This is a genomic window from Methylocystis sp. L43, assembly GCF_015709525.1.
GTDB lineage: Bacteria > Pseudomonadota > Alphaproteobacteria > Rhizobiales > Beijerinckiaceae > Methylocystis.
Window position 1 is genome coordinate 37,663 of sequence record NZ_JADNRA010000021.1, and the last position, 24,049, is coordinate 61,711.

Sequence of the window (24,049 nt, forward strand, 5' to 3'; positions counted from 1 at the left end):
ATCTATTGTTCTGTCAAATATCCTTGGTCAGGAAGGCTAATTTTCAAACCAAACCCCTCATTTGACATTGTCATATATTTTATGAGACTATTCTGACATGGAGAATCGGAATGAGCGACGGTCCTCATAAGAGCCTGCCAATGCGGGTCGGCTGGAAGAAGTTCGCGAAGTGCGCGGACAAGGCGGCATTCGAGCCCGAACAACTTGCAGACTTCGCAATTCCCGCGCTGGAAGGCGACTGGCGCGAAGATGTTGCGCCTCATCTTGGCGCGCTCCGCAAACTCCTCGGCAACAGCAATCAGCCCTCACTGTTTGGCGGTGCGAATAGTGCCGAGCTGGAATCGTTGAAGCGCCTCAGCCCCGGCAATTCCCTTTGGCATGCCGTCGTGGACGCCGTCGCGCAGGCCGTTGCGAGCGGCCAAAGCGGTGAGGACGCGTTGCTGCAAAGCGCTACCAAGGCCTTGCTCGATCGCGGCGCCAGAGGCGTGCGCCAGGTTGAAGAGCACTACTTGCGGAGGACCAAAGAGGCCCGAGCGTTAAAGTTGGGGGAAAGAATGGAAGACGGCATATCCGGTGCGCCGATTGAACAAACGGCTCGTCGCCTGCTCGGGATGGATCGCGACGCGGCGTCCCCGACGCCGAAGCTGCAAGGCCTTGATGACGGGGTGAGGTTCTGATGCCGAAAAGATGTGAGGATGATGAATCCGCGATCCGTGTCGCCGTTGTCGAAAGCGATGTGCGTTCGCGCCCGGGCTGGATTAAATGCCGCATCGATGAAAATCTGCGGTTCTCGGCCGAGCCGCTCGCGTCGTATTTCTTTGCGAAGTGGGAACCGCTTGTATTCGATGCGCTGCTGCTGGCCGCGGCTGTCGAGTTCTGCGACAGGATCAAACGCCGTCCGTCGTTTCAGTGGTCGCGCGAAATCGAACTGCGAATCCCTGTCCACGCTCCCGCAGTGTGGAAGCAGAGGGATGTGACCGAGAGTCTTCATGACGCGCTCGAATTTTTGACCGGAGATCGCTGGCGCGTCGAATTCACGGAACGCAAGAACGCAATTACCCCTCCGCGCCAGGGGCTTTTCAATCTTCCACCGGCGGAATCATTAGCCATTATCCCCTTCAGCGAAGGATTAGATTCGCGGGCGGTTGCCGGCTTTATGTCGCGGAAATTTGGTGACCGCCTCATTCGCGTGCGGCTTGGCACGAAGTCGGACGACCGGCCCAGCGATTCATCGGGCCGCAGGAGTCCGTTCGCTGGCGTACCCTACAATGTGCGCCGCGGCGAACATCGCTTTGTCGAATCGAGCGCGCGTTCCCGCGGCTTCAAATTCGCGCTTCTCAGCGGGCTCGCCGCTTATATGGCGAAAGCTGACCGCGTCTTCGTGCCCGAAAGCGGCCAGGGCGCCCTCGGCCCGTCACTGGTGCCCGTCGGTCAGGCTTATGAGGATTATCGCAACCATCCGGCCTTTACCGCGAAAATGAGCGTCTTCCTTAAGTCGCTTCTCGGTCACGACGTTCGGTTTGAATTTCCGCGCCTCTGGTTCACCAAGGGCGAAACGCTGCTGGAATATGTTTCGGGAAGCGCGCAGGCGGCGGACTGGAAGGAGACGCGGTCCTGCTGGCAGGACAACCGCTATGCTTCCGTCAACGAGCACAGGCGTCAGTGCGGCATTTGCGCGGCCTGTATGTTACGGCGCCTGAGCGTGCACGCCGCGGGCTTATCCGAAGCGCCCGAGACTTACATTTGGGAAGACTTGCGCGCCGGATCATTTGAGGACGGGGCGGCGGTTGGATTCAAGAAGATCGCCGCCCAGCGCAACTATGCCATTGCAGGCGCGCTCCACCTCGATCATCTTGCCGGCCTACGGCGATCGCGGATTCACGCACCCGCACTTGAATCAAACACCCGTCATCTCGCGCGATCTCTTCAACTTCCGGAACAGGAAGTGCGAACGGGGATCGAACGCATGCTGACCCAACACGAAAAGGAGTGGAAAGACTTCATGGAATTCCTAGGGCCTGATTCATTTGTGTCCAGATGGACTGAGCGCGCGTATGACCACGTTGCTTGAAGATATGCCTTCTGTTGAAGTTGGGGAGCGTTTGCGCCTTGCGCGCGAGTCGGCGCGACTCAAGCAGGCCGAAGCTGCAGCGGCCCTGAATATCGCACGGACGACCCTTATCGCTATTGAGAAGGGGCAAAGGCGCGTGCGGCTTGGCGAGCTGCAACAGCTTGCAAAATTATACCGCACGTCTGTCAATGCGTTGCTGCGGAAAGAAGCAATCCAGGTCGATCTGGCGCCGCAATTTCGCAAACTTGGCATTCAGCTCGACGAGGCTGTTGCCGATGCGGCGCAGCTTCTTTCCGATCTCGCAAAAGCGGAAGTCGAGCTTGAAAATCTGCTCGGGGTAAAGCGCGTAAGGAATTACCCGCCAGAGCGGACGATCCTGCACGGCGATGTGCGCGCGCAAGCCGAACAAGATGCGCTCGAACTGCGGCAATGGCTCGGGCTAGGGCCAAGTCCCATCCTGGACATTGTAACGCTTCTTGAAATGGAGCTTGGAGTTCGAGTGTATGTTCGTCGTATGCACGGGCGCATTTCCGGTCTGTTTGCTTACGACGATTCCCTCGGGGCCTGTATCCTCCTGAATGCAAACCACCCGCGCGAGCGGCGCGCGCAAACTGCCGCTCACGAATTGGCGCACCTTGTTTCCACGCGTCGGCATGCGGAAATTCTGGACGGCGGTTCGACGAATTCCCGCGAGGAACGTTATGCGATTGCGTTTGCTCGCGCGTTTTTGACGCCGGCGCGATCGGTGATGCAGAAATTCCGGGAGGTGACGGCGGGATCTTCCAAACTCACGCGCCGTCACGTAATCGTCCTTGGGCATACGTTCGGCGTATCGCGCGAGGCAATGGTGCGGCGACTTGAAGAGCTTGGGCTGACCAAAGATGGAACCTGGGATTGGTTTGAGCAGTACGGCGGCATTACCGACGAACAGGCGCATCAGGTTCTTGGTGATCTCCCCGGCCCGGATATTCACAAGGCAGATGCTGACCAGCCGACGACGCTGCGTCTCGGCCTGCTAGCCGGTGAGGCTTGGCGGCGCGGACTTCTGACTGAAGGCCAGCTCTCGCGCATGCTGCATGTCGACCGGATTGAACTGCGCCGGATGTTTGACGGCCTGGAAATCGAAGGGAGTGAGGCCGATGGGGCTCTCCTGCCTGACTGATTCAACCGCCGTAATCGTCATGGATGCCAGCACCGCAATCAACGTGAACGCGACAGGATACGCTGCGCAGATTCTGCGCGCGCTGCCAAACCGGATTGCCATCACCGAGGTCGTGATGGCTGAACTAGCGGAGGACCGGCGTTCCGGACGCCGGGATTCTGAGCTGATTGCCGAGTTGCAAATAGTCGGGCTGATTGAAGTCGCTCCGCTCTCGGAATCACAGGAACGTCACTTTGAATCGCTGGTGATCGGTCGAGGCGTTGACACGCTCGACGACGGCGAGGCGGCGACCATCGCGTACGCCGCAGAAACCGGAGCAACAGCCTTAATCGACGAGCGAAAAGCCAAACGCATCTGCGACGAGCGGTATCCGATGATGCGCGTCGGATGCACAGTCGATCTGCTTGCTCACGCGAGCGTCAAAATGTCACTTGGAGTAACTGGCCTCGCCGACGCGGTGTTTGCCGCTCTTCTGCAAGCGCGGATGAGGGTGCTGCCGCATTACATTGACTGGGTAATCGAGCTGATAGGACAGGAACGGGCGCGGCAATGCCTCAGCCTACCCAGAACCGCCCGGACCGGGAACCGGCTGATAGGGGATGCGCGTTAGGCGTCCCTTGAGCGAGCGGACAAGCCGCCGCCAAAACGGACGCCCGCAGAAACTGCGGGCGTATTAGTTCGATCGCACCGCGCTCGCGAGGCTGGGACTTGCGGACCACGAGCCCGTCGGCTCAGCGTTAAAAATCCTTTTACGGGTTCAAGGCGTAAATGGCGACCTCTTCAGCCCTCAGAGAAGCGAGCATGAGCGAGAATTCCGATCTCGAAAAGAGAGCCGTCGAAGCCTTGCTCCATTATCGCGAAGCGCTCGCCAGGGTCGAAGCCTTGGAAAAGGAAGAGGCGACGGCGCACCAGGCGCTTGTCGAATTGCGCAGTCGCATAGAAAAGTCGACTTCCGATCCCGCCGCTTCGATCGCGAGATCGAATCTCCTCGGAGCCGGGCACGAGGCCATTTCTCGGCTGCACAACATCCGCCTCGCAATGAGCGAAGCGACGGCGGAGTTGAAATCGGCTTTCACGATTCTTGCCGCCTTCGACGACGCATTGGGCTACCTCCCAGTTCCGGAGGCGATCGATTCGAACGTGAAGGATGCGGGCGACAGTCCCGAAGAGTGAAGTTATGCGAGAGATAGCCCCAAAAAAAGCAGCGATCCCTGTATCCTTTTTTTCGCATCGGGTTAGAACCCGATCCGGCCTCCCTTCGTGCTGCAGCTCGATAACGTCGCACTGAGTCCCTTCAAGGAATCAGCCCGCGCCTCAATGCCAGCGCCACGGCATGTGCGACGTTTTCAGCATCAAGTTTGGCGCGCGCACTGTCGAGATGAAAAACGACGGTGCGCGTCTTAACGCCGAGGATCTGACCGATCTGATCCATAGTGCGGCCGCGTGACGTCCAAGCGAGACATTCCGCCTCGCGTTGACTCAGAGGGGACGATGTATCGAGGCTGACAGGCAGCTTCAACGTGGCTTCGACATGAGCATGAAAATACATGCCCATGAGTTGCAAGATGTCCCTTGCCTTCGCAACCTTCTCGTTAAGGTCGGGACCGTGCCTATCGGCCACGAAAGTGAGAAGGGCGAACCGATCGAAGCCCGCCGGAATCGGAACGGTGACGCCCCTTTCTATTCCGAACTCTGCCGCCTCGCCGAAAAACCGCTTGACCTGATTTCCTCGACCCTTCGCCATCTGCGGGCCGCTCCATCGAAAAGGATCACGGTCGCGGCGCGCTCGGATGAGAACCGGGTCGATAAGATCATAGCGTTGGCTCAAATAGCGCGTGGTCCATTGCTTCGGATACGTCGAAATCAATGTGGGACCATGCTCAGAGAGCCCGAGGTAGGCAAAACTGCGAAAGCCCAATCTCTGAGTCGCCCGCTCGGCGACCGCGCGAAACGCCGCCTTGTCTGACGCTGTGCTGACGCCATCGATGAATTCCTGAAAAGCATTTTCAACTCGCCGCATTTTTGGGCCTCTCGCCGTTGCTTCGACGCGCCCCCCACTCCCAGTTCGGACAACAGCCTCCACAATCCTTTTGAAGACCGCCGCCAATTTGCGAATGGTGTCTGTGATAATGATGCGGCGATTTTGTGAACGGGTTTGGCCCATACCTGTGAAATTTCGCAGGTTTATCGCCGCGGCGCTTCTGGTTCCCTGCGCCCGAATTCATCCGTGATTCGGAAATTTTGAACGATGCGCTTCGCCTCACTAAACCGCCGCCGCGCCAGCGCCGCCGTCAACATCCGCCCACGACAGCTCGGACTAAAAGCGCAGCGCGACGCCGCCTGACGCCGCGGAGGCAACCGAATGGACTTCTCAGCTTTCATGGCGCTCACTGAACGTTGCGCGCCCCGCGTCGACATAGTGCCGCTGATCGAGATCGTGCGAGCGGCGAGCGGTTTTGAGCCTCTTTCGCTCACGATCGATGAGAGCAAGCCGATCAAAATACTCGCGACGTCCAAGGACGAAGCTATCGCTCTGGCGATGCAGGCGAAAGTCGGCAAGCAAAATGTGCGGCTCGGTCTCGCCGGTCTAACATTTGGCGATTTGGACAAGACGGGAATCAGCGTCGCGGACGCCTTCGAGAGCTGCCCGTCGCTGCGCGCCGCCGCGCAGATTCTCAACGATGACCCCAAACATTTTTCAAGACAGAAAACCCCGGCTGTTCCGAGCGCGGCAGGCGCGAAGCTTTCCGTTAATGATGAATTTTATCATCGCGAGGAGCGCTCGCCTCCACCAGAAGAGTTCGCCGCTCTAGCGGAGTCGCACGAGACGCCCAAAAAGCAATGGGACGTGTTTGGCGGCGGCTCCGGAAAATCGCTCCTTGTCTATCGGGCGTCTCCCTCCCCACGGTAATGCCGCCTGCGAACCATATCTGGCCGTCTCAAATGGAGTCCAAAATCCATGATGCTTTCCTTTCCTCGTCATCTCTCCTTTCATTTGCTCGCCAGCGTTGCTGTCACGCTCGTTCTCACTGAACCCGCATTAGCGCAAAGCGCCAATGTCGAAAGAGTTCTCCAGAATATTGTCGATGCGCTCACCGGCAATGTCGCGAAGCTGCTCGCCACGCTCGCAATTATCATCACCGGCATGACTTGGATGTTCGGCTATCTCGACTTGAGGCGCGCCGGCTACGTCATTCTCGGCGTCGCGATCCTGTTCGGCGCCGCCGAGATCGTCTCGACGCTGACTGGCAGATAGGCGCAGAGCTGCGTCTCTTTCCCTCCATCTCTTTGATCGGAACGGCTCATGAGCGACGAACGCCTCGTCGAGGACACGCTTTTTCTCGCTTGCACGCGCCCAGCCATGATCCTCGGCGTGACGATGGAGGCCATGGGCCTCAACGTCATCTTCTCGTCGATCTTATTCGTCTTGGCCGGCAGCCTGCTTTACGGGCTGGCCGCCTTGCCGATCCACTTCGCCTGCCGGCTCGTCTGCCGGCGTGACGCCAATCAATTCCGGATTCTTTTCGCCTGGTTTGAGACGCGGGGCCGTCACCGCAATGCGAATCTTTGGGGCGGCTCTTCCTGCACGCCATTGCGGCTCGTGCGCCGCTTCCGCGCCGAGGAGCTCGCTCATGGCTAGCGTCGCTGCGCGTATCAAAGCGCGAGAGGTGGAGGCTGGCGCTCACCTCCCCTACCTACGCCATGTCACCGAGCATGTGATCTCGCTCTCCACGCGGGCGCTAATCACTACGATTCGACTTTCCGGCGTCTCCTTCGAGACAGCCGACGCAGCCGATCTCAACGACCTCCACGCTAAGCTCAATCTGACTCTGCGCAACATAGCTGACGAACGGCTGGCGCTGTGGACGCATGTCATCCGCCGGCGGACCGCAGATTATCCTAAAGGCTCTTTTCGCTCAGCGTTCGCACGCGAGCTCGATGAAGCCTATCGGGCGCGGCTCGTCTCCGAGACGCTTCTTAGCAACGAGCTCTATTTGACGCTCGTCTGGCATCCAGGACGTGACGCAACTGAGCGCGCCTCGCTGTTCTTTTCACGCCTCGCGCGCGCAGAGCGCGCCCGCGTCGAAATTGACGCATATGGGCTAAAGAAGCTTGATGACGTCTCGCGCGATCTGATGGCGGCGCTCGATCGTTATGGCCCTCGCCGCCTCGGCCTCATTGAACAGCGCGGCGTAATCTTTTCCGAGACTGGCGCCTTCCTCCAGGAACTCGTCGCATGCGAGCGGCTCCCCTTCCCGCTCGTCAAAGGTCCGATCGGACCGGCCCTCTATGCCAACCGCCTGATCTTCGGGCGCGAGACGATCGAAATCCGCGGCCCCGGCGGTTCGCGCTACGCCGGCATGCTGGCGTTCAAGGATTATCCGGCGACGACCAGGCCGGGCCTGCTCGACGGCCTTCTCGCCGCGCCTTTCGAACTCGTCCTAGCGCAGAGCTTCGCTTTCCTTGGCAAGGCGGAAGCGAAGACGGTGATGACGCGCAAGCAGAATCAGCTTCTCTCCACGAACGATCCCGCCGCCTCGCAGATTGGCGAGCTCGACGCGGCGCTCGATGATCTTGAATCGAACCGCTTCGTCATGGGCGATCATCATCTGTCGCTTCTGATCCTAGCCGATGAGCCAAGGGCTCTCCTTGACAAGATGAGCCAGGCGCGGCGCATTCTCGCCGACGCCGGAGCGGTGGTCACCCGCGAAGACCTGGGGTTAGAGGCCGCCTTCTGGGCGCAATTACCGGGCCTCTTTAAATACCGGGCGCGGGCCGGCGCGATCACTTCGCGTAATTTCGCGGGGCTCTCGCCCTTCCACGCCTATCCTTCAGGCAAGGCCGAGGGCAATCATTGGGGGCCCGCCGTCGCGGCGTTGAAGACCGCCTCGGGGTCGCCGTTTCATTTCTCATTCCACGTCGGCGATCTCGGCAACACATTCATCTGCGGTCCCTCGGGGTCTGGCAAGACCGCGTTCCTGACTTTCGCCCTGGCGCAGGCGGAGAAGCTCGATTGCCAGCTCGTCCTCTTCGACAAGGATCGCGGCGCCGAGCTCTTCATTCGGGCGATCAGGGGCTCTTACCTGACCCTGGCGAGCGGCAGGCCTACCGGCTGCGCGCCTTTGAAGAGCTTCGATCTGACGCCGTCGAACCTCGCCTTCCTCGGCGCGCTGGTGCGCAAGCTCGTCAGCGTCGAGGGAAGGCCGCTAACGGTCGCCGACGAACAGAGGATCGACAATGGCCTCTTGGCGCTGAGCGCTATGCCGCGCCATGAGCGCTCCTTCTCGGCGCTGCGCGTCTTTCTTGGCCAACGCGACACGGAAGGAATCGGCGCGCGGCTGGAACGCTGGTGCAAAGGCGGCGCGCTCGGGTGGGTTCTCGACGCTGACGAAGACGCGATCAGCATCGATTCCCACGCCTTCGGCTTCGACATGACCGAGGTCCTCGACGACCCGGTGATCCGCACGCCGCTGATGATGGTTCTGTTTCGACGGGTCGAAGAGCTGATCGATGGCCGGCGCATCATCATCGCGATCGACGAATTTTGGAAGGCGCTCGGCGACGAGGCTTTTCGAGATCTTGCCAATGACGGCTTAAAGACCATCCGCAAGAAGAATGGCGTGATGGTGTTCGGGACGCAATCGCCGCGCGATGCGCTGGCCTCGCCGATCGCCCATACGATCGTCGAGCAATGCCCGACGCAAATCTTCTTTCCGAACGCCCGCGGTCAGGCCCGGGATTATGTCGATGGTTTCCATCTTACCAAGACGGAATTCAGGCTCATCCGCGAAGAGCTTTCGACCGAAAGCCGTCGCTTCCTTCTGAAACAAGGCCACGACGCGGTGGTCGCAGAGCTCGATCTCAAGGGAATGGACGACATCCTCGCCGTCCTTTCCGGGCGCACCGCGACCGTCGAGCTACTCGATCAGCTGCGCGCGGAGGTCGGCGACGATCCGGCGAACTGGCTCCCACTTTTTCACCCTCGCCGAAAGGGGCTCGCATGAATGCGCCTGCTCGATTCATTCCCTTCGTGATCATGTCCGCCCTGCCCTTTCCGGCGTCAAGTCAGGTCGTTTTCGATCCGAGCGTCTTCGCCCGCCAATTCGACCAGCTGATCGAAATGAAGAAAGAGGTCGAGACACTCACTTCGCAATTGAAAGTCGCGCAGGATCAGCTCTCGCAGGCGAAACAACTCTACGATTCCTTCAACAGGCTCACAAACGCCAATGACGTCGCAAGTCTCCTGAACTCGTCGGAATTCCGCAAATATCTGCCGGGGGAATTCTCGCAGATCGAGGGTCTTATCAAGGGATCAGGCTCGGGCGGTTTCGGCTCCTCCATCGATAGCTATCTTTCGCAAAACCGCGTCTATACGGAAAACCCAGGAAACTCTTTCTACGCCTCCGAGCTTGATCGCATCGCCCGCCAAACGGGCGCCAAGCACTCGCTCGGTCAGGCCGTCTACGACACGGCCTCTCGGCGCATCGATCAACTCGAGGAACTGCGCCGCCAGATCAGCGCCTCCAAGGACGCCAAGGAAGTGCTCGATCTTTCCGCCCGCCTTCAGGCCGAACAGGCGCTGCTGCAAAACGACGTGCTACGCCTGCAAGGCCTCGCAATGGTTCAGCGCGCGCAAGCCGACATGGACGTCGAGCGCGAACACGAACGACGGCGCCAAACAATCGACGAAATGAAGGCCGCCCTCCAATGAAGACGCTTATCTTGACTCTGCTGATCGCGACCTGCCTCGCAGGATGCAATAAGGAACCCAGTTCTTCTGACGCCGCACCGAAGACGGCGGCACCGGTCCATGACGTCGCCTGGTATCTCGAGCACGAGGCCGAGCACGACGCAACGAAACGGCGATGCAAGGCCAATCCGGGCGCGCTACGCGAGACGGCGGAGTGCATAAACGCCGATCAAGCGCAAAAGCAGATTTTCGTCTGGGGGCGCGAAGAAGCCTTGCGCCGCTCGCGTGAGGGCCACTGAGCATGGCCGTCACGGTTTTCGACGAATTTTTGAGAGAGTTCGAACAGCCGATTACGCTATTCGTGTCGAACTCCGTTCAAAATCTCACCTCCTACGTAGATGCGCCACTGCGCGTCGCGGTGATGCTGTACGTCGTGATCTATGGGATCGCGGTCATGCGCGGCGCGATCCAGGAACCGATTCTCGATTTCGCTTGGCGTTCGATCCGTATCGTCTCCGTCATCCTGCTCGCGACCAACGCCGCCTCCTATCAGCAATATGTAACGGGGCTCTTTTTCGAGTCGCTGCCGAAGGAAATCAGCGGCGCGATCGCCGGCGGGGGGTTCGACATGAAGTCCGGCCAGCCCTTCGACCAACTGCTGACCAGGGGAATTGCGGTCGCTCAGCAAATATACGATCAAGCCGGTCTGACCGATATCGTACCCGCACTCGTCGCCGCCATCCTATTGGTCTTCACCGCCGTGAGCGGCTTCCTGCAATTCGCGATCATGCTCTACGCCAAAGTCGGCCTCGCGCTCGTATTGGCGCTCGGACCGATCTTCATCGCGCTCATGCTGTTCGAGGCGACGCGCACCTTCGGCGAAGCCTGGACGCGCCAGCTCGCCAATTTCGTGATCCTGCATGTCCTCGTCGTCGCGTTGATCGGGCTGATGCTGACGACCGTCGGGCATTTCGTCGACAAATACGGCGCCAACGCCGCGACCGGCGGCCAGTTGATCGTCGGCGCCGTGGCGATCAGCGCGGTGCTCGGCCTCGCCGCCTATATCGCTCTGCAATTGCCCGAAATCGCCGGGGCGCTCGCCGGCGGCGGCGCCTCGCTTGCCGCCCATATGCTCAACCGCTGGATGGCTGCCACTGCAACTACCGCCACTCTGGGTGCGACGATCGGCGCCTATGCCGGCGCCCATGTCGCCGCGACACGATCGTTGCAGGCGCTGCAACGAAGGCGGAGAGGCGGCAGCATCCGCCACGTTCCCGCGGAATAACGCATTACTCGCCATCTCGAAGATCATGGTTTTCGGAGACGCAATGACGGCACGAATGGGATTTCTGGCGCTGGCGCTCGCCACGCCTCTAACCAGTTGCGCAAGTCTCACGGGCGCGGGCGCGCCCTCCTGCGACGGCTGGACGCGACGTCCGCTCAATCGGTCGCTGTGGGATTGGGAGAACGCTGCGCCGATCGAGGCGCCGACGCAACCCGCAATTGGCGAACCAATCATTCGCAAGGGCAGGGCGCATGCGAACGAGCGAACCGCCGCTCTCCCCGTATTCGATATCGCCGCTTCGGCGCGGCGCTGTGGGGATAGAGACCATGGTTGAGCGCGGCGATTTGAAGGCCTATTTCGAACGCGCTCGCCTCTGGGAGCAGGATCTCCTTCGCTCGGCGCAACGCTCGAAGCGCATCGCCTGGGGCGTTGCGGCGGCGGCCTCGGCTCTCGCTTTCGTCTCGATCGGCGCAGTCGCGGCGCTCACTCCGCTCAAGACCGTCGAGCCCTTCGTTATTCGCGTCGACAACGCGACCGGCATTGTCGATGTGGTTTCCGCGCTAAAGGACGAGCCGCAAGCCTATGACGAAGCGATCGCAAAATATTTTCTTGCTCAATATGTGAGAGCTCGGGAGGGCTACAGTTTTGTCGAGGCGCCCGTGAATTTCCGCACTATTTCGTTGCTCTCGACGCAGGGCGAGCAGACGCGCTTTTCGACCCTTTATCGCGGCTCAAATCCAGACAGTCCTCAAGTCGCTTATGGCAAGAGCGGCGTCGCCGAAATCCGCATCAAGGCGATTTCGCTCCTCGGTCCTAATCTCGCCTCGGTGCGCTATTTGCGTGAAATCCGTCATGGCGACGAGATTAAGATTTCTCACTGGATCGCAACGGTCGCCTTCTCGTTCGAGAAGAAGGCGACGATCTCCTCTTCCGATCGCCTGATCAATCCCCTCGGTTTTCTCGTCTCCGAATACCGCTCCGATCCGGAGACCGCGCCATGATGAACCGCTTCTCCATCGCCCGCGCGATGGCGATGGTCGCTATCGGGTTTTCGCTCGCGCCCTTGCCGAGTCTAGCCCTGCAGCAGCCGATAGCTGGATCGCGCGACGCGCGCATGCGCATGGTCGCCTACGATCCCTTCAACGTGGTCAAAATCAACGGCGTCATCCGCGCCTCGACCCAGGTAGTCTTTTCCGAAGATGAAGAAATCGCCCATGTCGCGATCGGCGATTCCGTCTCCTGGGAAGTCGCGCCCGCCGGCAACATTCTCTTCCTCAAGCCGCGTGAAAGGCATCCGCCAACCAATTTGCAGGTGGTGACGACGCGCCGCGATGGCCGCAAGCGGTCCTATCAATTCGAGCTGTCAATCGCCGAAAGCTCGCTTGGGGAAAGCTATTTCATGGTTCGCTTCGCCTATCCCGGCGACGAGGCGGAGGCTCGTCACTACGCCGCCGCATCGAGGCGCAATGAGATGGAGGCGCGCGCGGTCGATGAAACCTTCGCTCTCCACAATGCCACGGCGCCGCGCAATTGGAGCTATTCGGCGCAGGGGACGCCGAACCTGGAGCCCGACGCCGTTTACGACGATGGTAAGGAAACAACGCTGCGCTTTGAGGGCAATCGCGAAGTCCCGGCGATCTTTCTCGTCGCCTCCGACGGGACCGAAAGTCTCGTGCCGAAAGACGTGCGCGGCGAACTCGTCGTAATCCACGCAGTCGGGCGTGAATTGCGCCTGCGCCAAGGCACGGAGGTGCTCTGCATCTTCAATGAAGCCTTCGACCCTGTAGGCGTCAATCACATCACACGAACGACGAGCCCCAGCGTCGCCCGGCTGCCACAGCGCGCCGCGCGGACGCGATGACGATCGCAATCACCTTCAAGAGCGAAAACAATGAATGAAGATCCGGCACCCGGGCCACTCGATCAGGAGCGTCGCATCACACCGGTCTCCTCCGTTGGAGACGCGCAGCTGCCATGGCGCAAAGGATTGGGCGTCATCGGACTTGTCACGCTGTGTGGCCTCGTGCTTTGGGCGAGCTGGAAGCGCACGCCAGCCGAAGTAGAAGCACGACAGAAGCCGACGATTTCCGTGGCGAATGCGTTCGAACGTCCGCGCGATCCGCCAATCGCCCGGCTGGAGCCGGTCGCGCTTCCGGTCGCGATCCCGGCAACAGCCGAGCGATCCAAGGCGGATGAACTCATGGACAGCGCGCGGCGCGCGCCTGTGCTGGCCTTCAATCGGCCGCCGCAAGCCAGATCCGGCGCGCCGACGGTCCCGTTTCCAGACGTAGACGCTGAGCCGACGGGCTCCGTTTACGCGAACGGCTACGGCGCTTCTGAGGCTCGCAACGAACTCGCGAGCAACCTCAGGCCAACCGCGATCGAAGGCGTGCGCGCGGCGCGCCTCCCCAATCGTCATCTCATGGTAACGCAGGGAACCGCCATCCCCTGCGTCTTGGAGACAGCTATGTCGTCGGACGTAGCCGGGTTCGTCTCCTGCGTTGTTGAACGCGATGTCATGTCCGACTCCGGCCAAGTCGTGCTGATGGAGAAAGGGACGCAAATCGTCGGCGAATATCGCAGCACTCTGCGACGCGGATCGAGGCGCATGTTCGTCCTGTGGACCAGGGTAAAAACGCCGACCGGCGTGATCGTGGCGCTTTCGAGCCCGGCGACCGACGCGCTTGGGCGCTCCGGATTCGATGGCGAAATCGACAATCATTTCTTCGAGCGCTTCGGCGGCGCTCTTTTGCTGTCGATCGTCAACGACGCCGGACAAATCGCCGCCACTCGGCTGTCGCAGGCCAATGTGCAAGTGAATTCGATCCAAAACTCGGGGCAAGGCGCCGCGGCGATCGCCACCGAACAATCGATCAATATCCCGCCAACGCTCTACAAGAATCAAGGCGAACTCGTTTCGGTCTTCGTCGCCCGCGACCTTGACTTCTCTTCTGTCTATCGCCTGCGGATCATCGAAGGGCGCACGCAAATTCTTGACCGCGCGATTGCCGGCGGCGTCCTAGGACCGCAACGGATCACGAAGCCATGAGCGGCGAAGAAGCGGCCGTTCTCGACGAGTTTCTTGCGACGGACCGATTGAATGGCGCCGAATCATCGGCCGAGCGCCGCGTCCTGCTGCGATTGCTCGAGCCGATCGCCGATCTCCTCGCCGACCCCGAATTGACCGAGATCGTCGTCAACCGGCCGGGCGAAGTCTTCACCGAAGGCCCGCAGGGTTGGACGCGCCATGTGCGCAAGGGCCTTGCCTTTTCGCATTTGATGAACCTCGCGACCGCCGCCGCGGCCTTCACTCGCCAGGATATCGCCACCGACCATCCAATCGTCTCGACCGTTCTGCCGGTGGGCGAGCGCTGCCAGATCGTCATTCCGCCTGCTGTCCCTGCAAACACGGTGAGCCTCACGATCCGCAAAGTGGCCGCGGCAACGATGACCCTCGAGGAATTCGAACGCCGCTCGCTTTTTGCCGATGTTCGCCAGGCAAGCGGCGGACTCTCGAACGACGAAGAGGCGCTTGTGCGGCTCAGAGATTCAGGCCACTGGCGCGAATTTCTCGAACGCGCTGTCGCCAGCCGTCGCAATATCGTGATTTCCGGGGCGACAGGTTCGGGTAAGACGACGCTCGCCAAGGGCCTCGTCGCTCTGATCTCTGATGACGAGCGCATCCTCACCATTGAGGACACCGCGGAGCTCACTATTCCGCAGCCTAATCACGTCCGCCTGCTCTACGCCAAGGACGGCTCCGGCGTCGCCAAGATCGGCCCGCGCGAATTGCTGGAATCGGCCTTGCGCATGCGCCCCGATCGCATCCTGCTGCAGGAGCTGCGCGACGGCACGGCCTTCTACTATCTGCGCAACGTGAACTCCGGCCATCCGGGTTCGATCACCACCGTCCATGCCGACAGCGCACGGCTCGCCTTCGAACAGCTCACTCTGCTCGTCAAGGAGAGCGCCGAGGGGCGAAAACTCGCGCGCGAGGACATCAGGCGGCTCTTGCATCTCACGGTCGACGTCGTGGTGCAGATTAACCGCAGCAATGGCCGCTACCGCATCACGGAAATCCACTATGATCCCGAGGCCAAGCGCCGAAATGCCTTCTGACTCGCGATCGCTCGGAGGTCTCTCCGCTCTGGGCAAGATTGCGCGGTCCGAATGGGAGCGATCCTGGCCGCGGCTGACGCTCGCGATAGGTCTTTCGCTCTTGGCGGCGGCGATCTTTCTCCTTGTCGCGTCAAACGTGCTGTTGATCGGCCTGCGCGCCCATGACGGCGGCCTGCATCTCTTTGATATTTTGACCCTGGCGCCGCAGTTCGGAGCCGACAAACGCCTCGACCGCTGGCTGACTATTGGCTTCATCGCTGGCGCTGTCACGACATTCGCCCTGCTCGGCATGATCTTGCGCGCCAGGCCGAGGCCGCTCCATGGCGCCGCGCGCTTCGCCACGCCGCACGATATCAAAGCGGCGGGCCTACGCGCAAAAAACGGCCTCTTGCTCGCCCAGGTGAATGGCAAGCTTCTGACCTTCGGCGGAACGGAGCACGTCATCGTCTATGCGCCGACGAGATCAGGCAAAGGCGTCGGGGTCGTCATTCCCAATCTCCTCTCCTGGAGCGACAGCGTCGTCGTGCTCGACGTCAAGAAGGAGAATTTCATTAAGACGGCGGGCTTTCGCGCGGCGCACGGCCAGAATGTCTATCTCTTCGATCCCGTAGATCCCGAGGGCCGCACTGCGCGCTACAACCCGCTCTCCTTCGTGCGCCGCGATCCCGCCGACCTCTACGACGATCTGCAGCGGATCGCCGGCATGCTGTTCCCGCCCGAACCCCGCGGCGATCCCTTCTGGACGGAAGCGGCGCGTTCGGCCTTCATCGCCATCGGCGGCTACATCGCCGAGACGCCGCAACTGCCTTTTACCATCGGCGAAATCCTGCGCCAGCTCACAGTCGCGAGCGACGTGAAAGCGCATTTCGAAAGCGTTTTGACCACGCGAAAGGCAGGACCAGACCCGCTCTCCACCTCTTGCGTCGCCGCGCTCAACGATTTTCTCGCGGCTTCAGAGAATACGCTGCAATCTGTCCGCAAGACCGTCACCGCGCGCCTCGGGCTTTGGCTCAATCCGCGCATCGATGCGGCGACCTCAGCGAGCGATTTCGATTTGAGCAAGCTGCGCTCCGAGGCGATCTCGATCTATCTCGCGGTGACGCCTGACAATCTCGACCGGCTGGCGCCGCTCCTCAATCTCTTCTTTCAACAAGTGGTCGATCTCAACGCCCGCGAACTGCCCGAGCACAATCCGGCGCATTCGCGCCAGCTTCTGCTACTCCTCGACGAATTCCCCTCTCTCGGCCATGTCGGCGTGCTCGCGAAGAGCGTCGCCTTCGTCGCCGGCTATGGCGTCAGGCTCCTGACCGTCCTGCAAAGCCCCTCGCAATTGCGGGCAATCTATGGCGCGGACGAAGCCAGAAATTTTCTGACCAATCATGCCGTCGAGATCGTGTTTACGCCAAAGGAGCACGACGTCGCCGTCGAGCTCTCGGAGCGCTTCGGAACGCAGACGGTAGAGGCGAAGAGCCGATCGCGGCCTTGGGGCTTTTCCAATCGCTCTTGTTCCGAGACGATCTCGGATCACCGGCGCCCCCTGCTCCTGCCGCAGGAATTGAAGCTCACGCCTAAAGCCAAGGCCTTCGTGTTGATGGCCGGCGTTCCGCCGATCCTCGCCGACAAGCTCGTCTATCATGAGGACCGCCGCTTTACGTCCCGGCTGCTCCCGCCGCCGATCATTGAACCGATGCCGGCGCCTGCCAATGAAGCGCTCGCCTCGCAGGTGCTCCAATTACAACAGAACGTCGCCGAATTGCGCGCCATCGTCATTCGCCGCCCATTGACCGAGGCGGAAATTGACGATCCCGCGTCGATCCCCGCCGACGCGCTCTCAAGTCTCGCCGACGTGCCGCTCGACTTGGAGAACGTCTCAGAGGAGGCGTTAAACGATTGGGTTGCGGGCTATATCGACGGCGCCGCCCGCTATGATGCGAGTTCGGAAGCCACTGAGGCGAGCGAGAATTCGAGCGCGCCCCAGCCCGTTGAGAGCGAAGACGCGCGCGCCAAGGGCGCGTCTGGACGCGGCCAGCGGCGCCGGCGAAGTCGGGAGTTGAGCCGTGGCTGAGAACGACAAAGACGACGGCCGCGCCTTCGAGTTGAAGCGAGCGGCGCAAGACAGCGACGACGATCGGCGGGAACACGCAACCGATCGGCGCTCGGCTTCCGGATCGAGCGGCGCAGTCGAATTCGATTTATTGCCCGCGCATTTGCGCCGCAAATATTACGTCGTAGAGGTCGATCCGGCGGAGGCAAAAATATACGCCGATCGCGACGGCGAATATCTCATCGCGAAGGCCGGCCGCGACCGCCTGATGACGCTCGTCGCCAGCGTCGAAATCGTCCGTGACCTTGTCGCCGTCGCCGCGCATCGCGGCTGGGAAAGGGTCGAGCTGACAGGCTCGTTAGAATTTCGGCGGGAGGCCTGGCTCGCTGCATCCCGACACGGGATCGAGACAAAGGGCTATGATCCGTCAGAGCTCGATCGCGCCGCGCTCGCCAAGATGCAAGGGCGATTTGAAAATCGCCAGCAGCATGCCTTCGGACACGACCAGAGAAGCGCAGGAGGGCCGGCTCAGCGGTCGCCGTCAACCGAGCGGAATTCGAATGGCGGAGCGAACGACCGCAACGACCGCTCCCATCTCGCTCTAATCGAGCGCATCGCGCTTGCAGCTTTCCCCAAAGACGCCGAAGCGCGCAAGCGCATTCTCGACGCGGCGCGCGAACGCATGGCGCATCATCGCCATCGTGGCGCTCGCTTCGATCGAGTGGAAATCGTCGAGGGAAAAACCAAGCAGTCGCGGGCGTCGGCAAAGAAGTCCTTTGCAAGAACCACAGATGCGGATCGCACAGGGCGCGCCTATCGGAATCGATAACGCCCCGCTACGGAGGCCGCGGCGAGAGCAGCGTCGATATTTGAAGATTTCATTATTCATGCCGCGATCTCGTCGCAAATGGCGCGATATTTTTTCTCGCACGCCATCTTGATTCGATTCGTGATCGTCGCGCCACCCCGAGCTGGTATTTCCCGCCCTCTTCAACTGCACATAGAGCAAAACACATGACGATCGCGCAAAGGTTGAAGGACGGCGACGCTGTGGACAAAAACGCGGTTGAAGCGAGCCTAGCGACCTCCGATAAAATGTCAGCCTTGCGATCGGCGTTACGCTCGGCGCCGCGGAAAAAAGGCGCACGCTCGCGCAGCCCTCTCAAAGCCGCGGTCGCGCAGTTGCTGCCGGATCTGCTCGCTTTCCGCGCAAAAGGATACACCAGCGCGGAACTCGCCGAAATCATGCATCGCAATGGCTTTGTCATCGCGCCCGGCACATTGAACAAATACATCAATGAGGCGCGCGCTCGTCCCACGAATCGACGCAAAAAGAAAATTGCGTCCGTCGCCGCCAAATCGAAAACGACGACAGGTAAATCTGGCTCAAGGACAGCCGATGCGGCGAGAACAATGGCGACGCCTCCTTCACTATTGGCGACGAAGCCTCCGGCGCAAGCTCGACAAGCTGCGAAGGACGTTCTTGGGCATCGCTTCGATGACGATGTGTAACGAGCAAGACTTAGCGTCGCGCCAAATCGCGACAATTAACCCCGACAGCAAAGGACATTCGGACATGGCTACTGCTACTGCCGCCGCCGTCAAACCTCGTCCTCGCGCGGCGGCCTTGCCTGCCGCCGTCAAGCGCGTGGCCCTCGTCGCCAATGAGAAAGGCGGCGTCGGCAAATCCGTCTTTACGCGCACGCTCGTCGATCATCTCCGCACCAGCGGCAAGCGTGTCGCAGCCTATGACGCCGACGGCAGCGTCGGAGCGACCGCGCGCGTCCTCGGCAGCCGCGACGCCAGCGGCGCCGTCGAACGCGTGCAGAATCCGGTCGAAGGCGTCGGCTATTACAATGGTCGCGCGGATGATGAACGCAACATTCTGCTCGACTCGATCGAGTCGGGCGAAAAGCTCTACGTTCACGATCTCGCTGGGGGGCTCTTGGCCGATCTCACGCGGATCGTCGACGGCGGCGAAGGGCTCGACGGCCTTCTGGACGCGTTCGAAGCTCATGGCTACAGGCTGACGCTATTTCACGTTATTTCGCCGGACGTCGGCGCCGCTCAGTCCGTCGCTCGCTGGTTGAGCTTGATCGGCGACAGAGCCGATCACGTCGCTGTGATCAACCTCAAACACGGCAAACCGCCAAGCGACTTCCCCTTCTGGTATGGCTTCACCGACGCAAAGGGCGTAGCGAAAGGCGGCAAGACGCGCGAAAAATTGCTCGCCATGGGCGGCGCCGAAATCGGGTTTCCCGCTCTGCCGGCCGGCACGTTCGCCAAACTCGACGCTGAGAACATCCCCTTCACGCGCGCCGACAAGGCCGGTCTGCTGACGATCACGGAAAGGGCGCACGTCGCGAAATTCCTGCGCGACTTCGCCGCGGCGCTGACGCCTGCGTTTCCTTTCCTCGGCCTCTGAGTCGACGTAACTCGGGGCCGCGCTTCGATCCCAGCCTGCCATCGTGGCGTGTCGGCGACCCGTCGCTAAAACTCCAACAGCCGGGCGCATGGCTTTAGTTCGATCGCGCGCAATTCGCCATCTCGCGCGCCATCTCTTGGCCGCTTTGCGCAGGATCGCCGAGCGCAACGTGGCCGAGGTCGAGCGGATCGTGCGCAGCTATTTCGGCGACCGCGACGGCCTGGAGCCCATCTCCGCGAGGAATTGGCGAAGTGGCTGCGCGCGGGAACAGTCATCGTTCTCGACGCTCGGCCCGAAGATGAATTCGCTTTGGGACATTTGCCCGGCGCTCTGAACGTCCCGCTCCGCGCGCTCGAAGCGCGGCTCTCCCAACTCGATCCTTCGCAAGAGATCGTCGCCTACTGCCGCGGCGCATTCTGCGTCCTCTCCTACGAGGCCGTCGCCGTCCTGCGCGCGCGCGGCTTCAAATCGCGCCGGCTGGAGATGGTTTTCCAGAGTGGCGTTCCGCCAAAATGCCAATCGCCGTGTGCAATGAATGACCCGGCCATTCGCCCGCGTCACCTAACTGGTCCCTTTTTCCTTTCCTTGTCTTCTCGAGGCAACGGCTGCCCGCCCTTGCCAATCGCCTTGGCGAACTCTTTGAGAAGGTAATCGCGTTTCGTTTCGAGCTCGGGCATGTCCGCCACGAACTGTAACACTTGGGCAGCGAGATCGCGGTCGGCTGCGCTATGAGAAACTTGCAATTCCTCGGCTTGTTGGAGATAGCCCTTTCTGATCATCGCCTGCCTTTCCCGCGTCTTTGCCTCCCAAGGGCGCGTCGAACGTTTTCCTCCCCGCGATTCCTTCACGATCTCCTCGCGGGAGAGCCGCTCCACGCGCGGCATGTCGCCGCGTTCCCTGATCACGCGAACGACGCCGCGCTCGGCTTTTCTGACTTTGCCCCGTGTCCGGCGCGGCGTCGCTTCAGCCTCGACGCCGCGCAATCGCAATTCGCCGGCGAACTGCTCGCGCCATGTCGCGAGGTCGGCCTTGCGAGGATTGAGGCGCCTCCCGTCGTAGCCGAGCGAGCGCACAGTAAGGTGGACATGTGGGTGCTCATCGTCGAGATGCTGCACAAAGACATAATCATGCTCTCCGCCGAAGGTCTCGATCGCAAAGGCGCGGACGGCGTCTTTCACGGCGACCGGGTCGGTTCCGGGCGGCATCGATAAAATGATGTTGTGAGACAACGGCCCGTCCCGACGCCGACTGCCATCTAGTTCGGCATCGTCTGCCCACCGCTCTTGGATGTCGTGCAAACCTTGCCGCCCATGCATCACCGCGGCGGTTTCCGTTTCGGCCGTCAGTTCGCCGTTGCGGGTGATATATTCGAGATGGGATTTCAGATGAGCGACGGTCTTGGTCTTGCCGGTGATCTTGACCATCACCTCCGGCGCCTTGGCGACGATGCGCTGCAATTTGGCCCGCATGACGGGCGTGAGTTTCCGGGAGTCGGTTGGATCCGGTATTTCCCATTTCGCACGCTTCGGTCTTCGGACCGGCGTTCTCCAGACATAGGAGATCGGCGGTAGTTCGAGGTCGCGGTCGCCCTCGCTGCTCATCAACGGCCCTGCCAATAATCGGCATTTCGCTTGAGCGCGGCGCGTAGTTCGTCGAGAGCGCTCTCGATCCGCGCCGAGGCCTCTCGGATCGCTTCGGCCTCGATCCTCACCGATTGCCCAATTAGCCGGTTCAGATTGGCGGCATGAGCGATCTGGTTGATGTTGCCGCCAATGCGGTTCAGTTCGCGCGCCACGGCTCGTAGCGCCTGGCGTTCATCATGCGTCTGCTGCACCGGAAAACCGAGCCGCGCTCGCACTAAAGACGCGATCCATTGCGTGCGGTTCATGCCGCGCTGCGCGGCGATGGTCGCTAGAAGATGCAGCTCGCTTTCGCTCAGTCTGATCGTCACCTTGCGCGAGGCGCTTGTCGGCATCATCGCACGCGCCTGCGCTCTTCCGTCGCCGACCGCTCGCTCGACGAGACGCCGCATCAAAGCGGATTTGCCGCCTTCGGTCGCCGCCATCGCCGCGAATTTTTCAGCGAGCGCATCGTCGATATGAAATCCCAGAAACGCCATGCGTTTGCTTTGTCCCTTCAAAGGGCGAGTGTTTAAAAACGGCTGGCGGCAAGCCTATCCTGCACTCGCCTTCGAAAAACACGATGCGCTCCATTTTCGATTCTCGGTACTCGATTCCGATTGGTCGCTTTGGGGGGTAGCGAGCTTTGACTAACGCAAATCGTTCGTGGGCGGCATGAAGATCGAAGCGATCTCCGGGGCCCTTTCCCTTCTTGCCCCGCGCCTTTTCCACACCCTCCGGCCTCACTACGGCGCTATTTGAAGAGCGCGTTCGGCCTCCGGGCGCTCCGCTTCGCTTCGTCCCTTCGGGATGGAAAAGCCGCTTTGCCGCTCGTTGCCTGATCGACCGCCATCAGAGCGGCTCGCGCATTCGAATCTCGACGAGAGCGAGTTCGGCGAGCAACACTTGTGCTTCATCACCGTGGTCATCGAAGACGACAATCCCGAAGTGCGAGCCTCTTTTCGAAACGCGCCCAAGGATTAAGCGACCACCTCTTTGCTCATGGTGGACACGCATGATGACCTCCGATGCAGATTTTCGCTGCGCCGCCGGAACGAACTCACCCTCAGGCAGCCCTGCTGCGCCGTGTTTCGTCTCATCCTTCGTCGGCTGAGGTAGGGGTGGTTCTCCGCGGAAAATATGTTCTGCCGGCTCTGCATCATCGTTTTGATTTGGCTTCGCAGACGCTGCTTCGATGAACGCTTCGGCTTGCGGGCGCGTAAAGGATTCATGCTGCGTGCAGAATTCCTCGACTCTTGCCGCATCTCGCTTCCACAGCTGATAGAGTTCATAAACCGCCCGAAGCGGTGACGCTGAAAGCTTATCTCGGAGCACCTGCGGCATCTGGCCAATCGATGCGTGCATGGCGACGAAACCCTTGCTCTTGGCGAGCCGTCTCGCAATGTCCTTTTGCTTTTCTCCCGCCCTGAGACGCGCCTCGATGAAAGCGGCAATCTCCGTGGCCGAAAGGTCGTCGCGCTGAATGTTTTCGACCATCTGGTCATATGGATCATCCGGCTGCCCAGCCTGAATCATGGCTTTGATGGTCCTCAGACCGGCCAAACTCGCCGCACGGAATCGGCGCGCGCCAAAAACGATGCGGTGCTTGCCGCTTTCTTGCTTTTTGGTGACGCCGATCGGTTGGAGAAGGCCGCGTTCGCGGATCGAGGCGGCCAACTCCTCGAGAGCGGCCTTGTCGAAATTGCGACGCGGCTGCCCTGGGTCCTCCTCGATTTGGCTCAAAGCGATCTCGAGCGCCGCGCCAGAGCCGACCGCGGGTTCGAGGCCCTCGAGCTCGTCGAGCAGCAAGGCAACGTCGTCGAGTTTTTGGGCGTAGCTCATGCAAGCTCCATTTTGGCGGCGAGTTTGTCGAAGACCATCCGCATTTCTCGCCCCGCCTCGCGGGCGGCTGTTTTCGGCAGGCTCCACACCGGCTTCTTCTCCGCCAGAGCCTCACCGATCGACGAGCGCTGCGGGATCACCCCGTCGAAGAGATATTTCGTTCCGAATTTCTGGATGAGGCTCTTCAGGTTGTCGCGCTGGCGCGGGGATGTCGTCTGCAGGCGGTTCGGAATCAAGCCGAGAAAATTGAGGTTAGGATTGTACTTCTGCCTGACGCCGACGATATGCTTGAGAAGCGTCTCGATGCCGTCGATGGCGTAATCGTCGAGGTCGATCGGCGCCAGGACGAAATGACCAGCAATCAGTGCGGCGAGATTGCGCACGCCGAAAGTCGGCGGCGTGTCGATCACCGCGACGTCGTAAGATTGCGAGACGTCCTTGAGATTCGAGCAAAACTGCTGAATGATCTTTCCGTCGACCGTGAGAATTCCGCGCAAGGCAGGAGTGGCGGGCGCGACGCGGATGCCGGGCGCCGACAGCGGCGGAACAGCGACCGACCGCACGAAGAACGCGGCGGCCTCGGGCTCGCGAATCTGAGCGGAGAGCGTCGTCGTGCCGTTGCTCTGTGGGTCGAGATCGATAAAGAGGACGTGCTTTCGATGCTCCGCAAAATACCAGGCGAGGTGAACGGCGATCGTGCTCTTTCCGACGCCGCCCTTCTCGTTGTTCACGACGAGCACTTTCACGAAGCTGAAGCCCTCTTCGGCTTGGGTCACGTCCGGTTCGACGAA

At 60.9% G+C, this 24,049-nt stretch carries 28 protein-coding genes; 23 read left to right on the top strand and 5 right to left on the bottom strand.

The window, feature by feature from the left end:
• Nucleotides 1-110: 110 nt before the first annotated feature.
• The 5 genes from IYX23_RS04835 to IYX23_RS04855 all read left to right on the top strand — a co-directional run bounded on the left by IYX23_RS04835 (nt 111) and on the right by IYX23_RS04855 (nt 4,406).
• Complete coding sequence (locus IYX23_RS04835) at nt 111-677, top strand: hypothetical protein (RefSeq protein WP_154453927.1); 567 nt, start codon at nt 111-113, stop codon at nt 675-677.
• 680 nt (nt 678-1,357) lie between these two features.
• Nucleotides 1,358-2,071: a 7-cyano-7-deazaguanine synthase gene (locus IYX23_RS20140; RefSeq protein ID WP_246695836.1), complete on the top strand. Its 714-nt coding sequence runs from the start codon at nt 1,358-1,360 to the stop codon at nt 2,069-2,071.
• The gene (locus IYX23_RS04845) at nt 2,055-3,233 is read left to right on the top strand and encodes an XRE family transcriptional regulator (protein ID WP_154453929.1); all 1,179 of its coding nucleotides are present in this window, start codon (nt 2,055-2,057) and stop codon (nt 3,231-3,233) included. The genes IYX23_RS20140 and IYX23_RS04845 overlap by 17 nt, the downstream gene beginning before the upstream one ends.
• Nucleotides 3,211-3,843, top strand: coding sequence for a hypothetical protein (locus IYX23_RS04850; protein ID WP_154453930.1), 633 nt, complete (start codon nt 3,211-3,213; stop codon nt 3,841-3,843). Before IYX23_RS04845 ends, IYX23_RS04850 begins: the two co-directional genes overlap by 23 nt.
• A gap of 191 nt (nt 3,844-4,034) precedes the next feature.
• Nucleotides 4,035-4,406, top strand: a complete 372-nt coding sequence (locus IYX23_RS04855) for a hypothetical protein (RefSeq protein WP_154453931.1) — start codon at nt 4,035-4,037, stop codon at nt 4,404-4,406.
• A gap of 121 nt (nt 4,407-4,527) precedes the next feature.
• Here the strand turns inward: IYX23_RS04855 and IYX23_RS04860 are convergent, their stop codons facing one another.
• On the bottom strand, nt 4,528-5,397 hold the full coding sequence (locus tag IYX23_RS04860; RefSeq protein ID WP_246695837.1) for an autoinducer binding domain-containing protein: 870 nt from the start codon (nt 5,395-5,397) through the stop codon (nt 4,528-4,530).
• Nucleotides 5,398-5,595: 198 nt separating this feature from the next.
• On the opposite strand from IYX23_RS04860, the gene IYX23_RS04865 reads away from it, so the two are divergent.
• The 18 genes from IYX23_RS04865 to IYX23_RS04945 all read left to right on the top strand — a co-directional run bounded on the left by IYX23_RS04865 (nt 5,596) and on the right by IYX23_RS04945 (nt 20,448).
• Entirely contained in the window at nt 5,596-6,144 is a 549-nt protein-coding gene (locus IYX23_RS04865; protein WP_154453932.1) for a hypothetical protein, read from the top strand.
• Nucleotides 6,145-6,195: 51 nt separating this feature from the next.
• A complete protein-coding gene (locus tag IYX23_RS04870) occupies nt 6,196-6,489 on the top strand; it encodes a TrbC/VirB2 family protein (RefSeq protein ID WP_154454008.1) in 294 nt (97 codons plus the stop codon).
• A gap of 48 nt (nt 6,490-6,537) precedes the next feature.
• Nucleotides 6,538-6,873 carry a type IV secretion system protein VirB3 gene (locus tag IYX23_RS04875; protein WP_154453933.1) on the top strand — a complete coding sequence of 112 codons (336 nt, stop codon included), beginning with the start codon at nt 6,538-6,540 and terminating at the stop codon, nt 6,871-6,873.
• Complete coding sequence (locus tag IYX23_RS04880) at nt 6,866-9,238, top strand: VirB4 family type IV secretion/conjugal transfer ATPase (RefSeq protein WP_154453934.1); 2,373 nt, start codon at nt 6,866-6,868, stop codon at nt 9,236-9,238. The genes IYX23_RS04875 and IYX23_RS04880 overlap by 8 nt, the downstream gene beginning before the upstream one ends.
• Nucleotides 9,235-9,945, top strand: a complete 711-nt coding sequence (virB5, locus tag IYX23_RS04885) for a P-type DNA transfer protein VirB5 (protein ID WP_154453935.1) — start codon at nt 9,235-9,237, stop codon at nt 9,943-9,945. The genes IYX23_RS04880 and virB5 overlap by 4 nt, the downstream gene beginning before the upstream one ends.
• On the top strand, nt 9,942-10,223 hold the full coding sequence (locus IYX23_RS04890) for an EexN family lipoprotein (protein WP_154453936.1): 282 nt from the start codon (nt 9,942-9,944) through the stop codon (nt 10,221-10,223). The genes virB5 and IYX23_RS04890 overlap by 4 nt, the downstream gene beginning before the upstream one ends.
• 2 nt (nt 10,224-10,225) lie before the next feature.
• Nucleotides 10,226-11,209: a type IV secretion system protein gene (locus tag IYX23_RS04895; protein ID WP_154453937.1), complete on the top strand. Its 984-nt coding sequence runs from the start codon at nt 10,226-10,228 to the stop codon at nt 11,207-11,209.
• A gap of 43 nt (nt 11,210-11,252) precedes the next feature.
• A complete protein-coding gene (locus IYX23_RS04900) occupies nt 11,253-11,543 on the top strand; it encodes a hypothetical protein (RefSeq protein ID WP_246695814.1) in 291 nt (96 codons plus the stop codon).
• Nucleotides 11,536-12,210: a virB8 family protein gene (locus tag IYX23_RS04905; protein ID WP_154453938.1), complete on the top strand. Its 675-nt coding sequence runs from the start codon at nt 11,536-11,538 to the stop codon at nt 12,208-12,210. The genes IYX23_RS04900 and IYX23_RS04905 overlap by 8 nt, the downstream gene beginning before the upstream one ends.
• A complete protein-coding gene (virB9, locus tag IYX23_RS04910) occupies nt 12,207-13,070 on the top strand; it encodes a P-type conjugative transfer protein VirB9 (RefSeq protein WP_154453939.1) in 864 nt (287 codons plus the stop codon). Before IYX23_RS04905 ends, virB9 begins: the two co-directional genes overlap by 4 nt.
• Nucleotides 13,071-13,100: 30 nt before the next feature.
• Nucleotides 13,101-14,258: a type IV secretion system protein VirB10 gene (gene virB10 / locus IYX23_RS04915; protein ID WP_154453940.1), complete on the top strand. Its 1,158-nt coding sequence runs from the start codon at nt 13,101-13,103 to the stop codon at nt 14,256-14,258.
• Complete coding sequence (virB11, locus tag IYX23_RS04920) at nt 14,255-15,328, top strand: P-type DNA transfer ATPase VirB11 (protein WP_154453941.1); 1,074 nt, start codon at nt 14,255-14,257, stop codon at nt 15,326-15,328. Before virB10 ends, virB11 begins: the two co-directional genes overlap by 4 nt.
• Nucleotides 15,318-17,393 carry a type IV secretory system conjugative DNA transfer family protein gene (locus tag IYX23_RS04925; protein ID WP_154453942.1) on the top strand — a complete coding sequence of 692 codons (2,076 nt, stop codon included), beginning with the start codon at nt 15,318-15,320 and terminating at the stop codon, nt 17,391-17,393. Before virB11 ends, IYX23_RS04925 begins: the two co-directional genes overlap by 11 nt.
• Nucleotides 17,386-18,201 (top strand): LPD7 domain-containing protein, encoded by an 816-nt coding sequence (locus IYX23_RS04930; protein WP_154453943.1) that lies wholly within the window; start codon nt 17,386-17,388, stop codon nt 18,199-18,201. The genes IYX23_RS04925 and IYX23_RS04930 overlap by 8 nt, the downstream gene beginning before the upstream one ends.
• Nucleotides 18,202-18,386: 185 nt before the next feature.
• Nucleotides 18,387-18,884 (top strand): hypothetical protein, encoded by a 498-nt coding sequence (locus IYX23_RS04935; protein WP_196392130.1) that lies wholly within the window; start codon nt 18,387-18,389, stop codon nt 18,882-18,884.
• 64 nt (nt 18,885-18,948) lie between these two features.
• A complete protein-coding gene (locus IYX23_RS04940) occupies nt 18,949-19,797 on the top strand; it encodes a P-loop NTPase (RefSeq protein WP_154453945.1) in 849 nt (282 codons plus the stop codon).
• A 136-nt stretch (nt 19,798-19,933) separates the two neighbouring features.
• A complete protein-coding gene (locus tag IYX23_RS20145) occupies nt 19,934-20,131 on the top strand; it encodes a hypothetical protein (RefSeq protein WP_246716499.1) in 198 nt (65 codons plus the stop codon).
• The gene (locus tag IYX23_RS04945) at nt 20,041-20,448 is read left to right on the top strand and encodes a rhodanese-like domain-containing protein (protein WP_246716490.1); all 408 of its coding nucleotides are present in this window, start codon (nt 20,041-20,043) and stop codon (nt 20,446-20,448) included. The genes IYX23_RS20145 and IYX23_RS04945 overlap by 91 nt, the downstream gene beginning before the upstream one ends.
• On the opposite strand, the gene IYX23_RS04950 is transcribed toward IYX23_RS04945, so the two are convergent.
• The 4 genes from IYX23_RS04950 to IYX23_RS04965 form a co-directional block, all read right to left on the bottom strand.
• On the bottom strand, nt 20,355-21,398 hold the full coding sequence (locus IYX23_RS04950) for a relaxase/mobilization nuclease domain-containing protein (protein WP_154453946.1): 1,044 nt from the start codon (nt 21,396-21,398) through the stop codon (nt 20,355-20,357). The two genes, IYX23_RS04945 and IYX23_RS04950, sit on opposite strands and share 94 nt — an antisense overlap.
• Nucleotides 21,398-21,916 carry a plasmid mobilization relaxosome protein MobC gene (gene mobC / locus IYX23_RS04955; RefSeq protein ID WP_154453947.1) on the bottom strand — a complete coding sequence of 173 codons (519 nt, stop codon included), beginning with the start codon at nt 21,914-21,916 and terminating at the stop codon, nt 21,398-21,400. The genes IYX23_RS04950 and mobC overlap by 1 nt, the downstream gene beginning before the upstream one ends.
• A 352-nt stretch (nt 21,917-22,268) precedes the next feature.
• Nucleotides 22,269-23,258: a ParB/RepB/Spo0J family partition protein gene (locus IYX23_RS04960; RefSeq protein WP_154453948.1), complete on the bottom strand. Its 990-nt coding sequence runs from the start codon at nt 23,256-23,258 to the stop codon at nt 22,269-22,271.
• Nucleotides 23,255-24,034: a ParA family protein gene (locus IYX23_RS04965; RefSeq protein WP_246695816.1), complete on the bottom strand. Its 780-nt coding sequence runs from the start codon at nt 24,032-24,034 to the stop codon at nt 23,255-23,257. Before IYX23_RS04965 ends, IYX23_RS04960 begins: the two co-directional genes overlap by 4 nt.
• Nucleotides 24,035-24,049 lie beyond the last annotated feature (15 nt).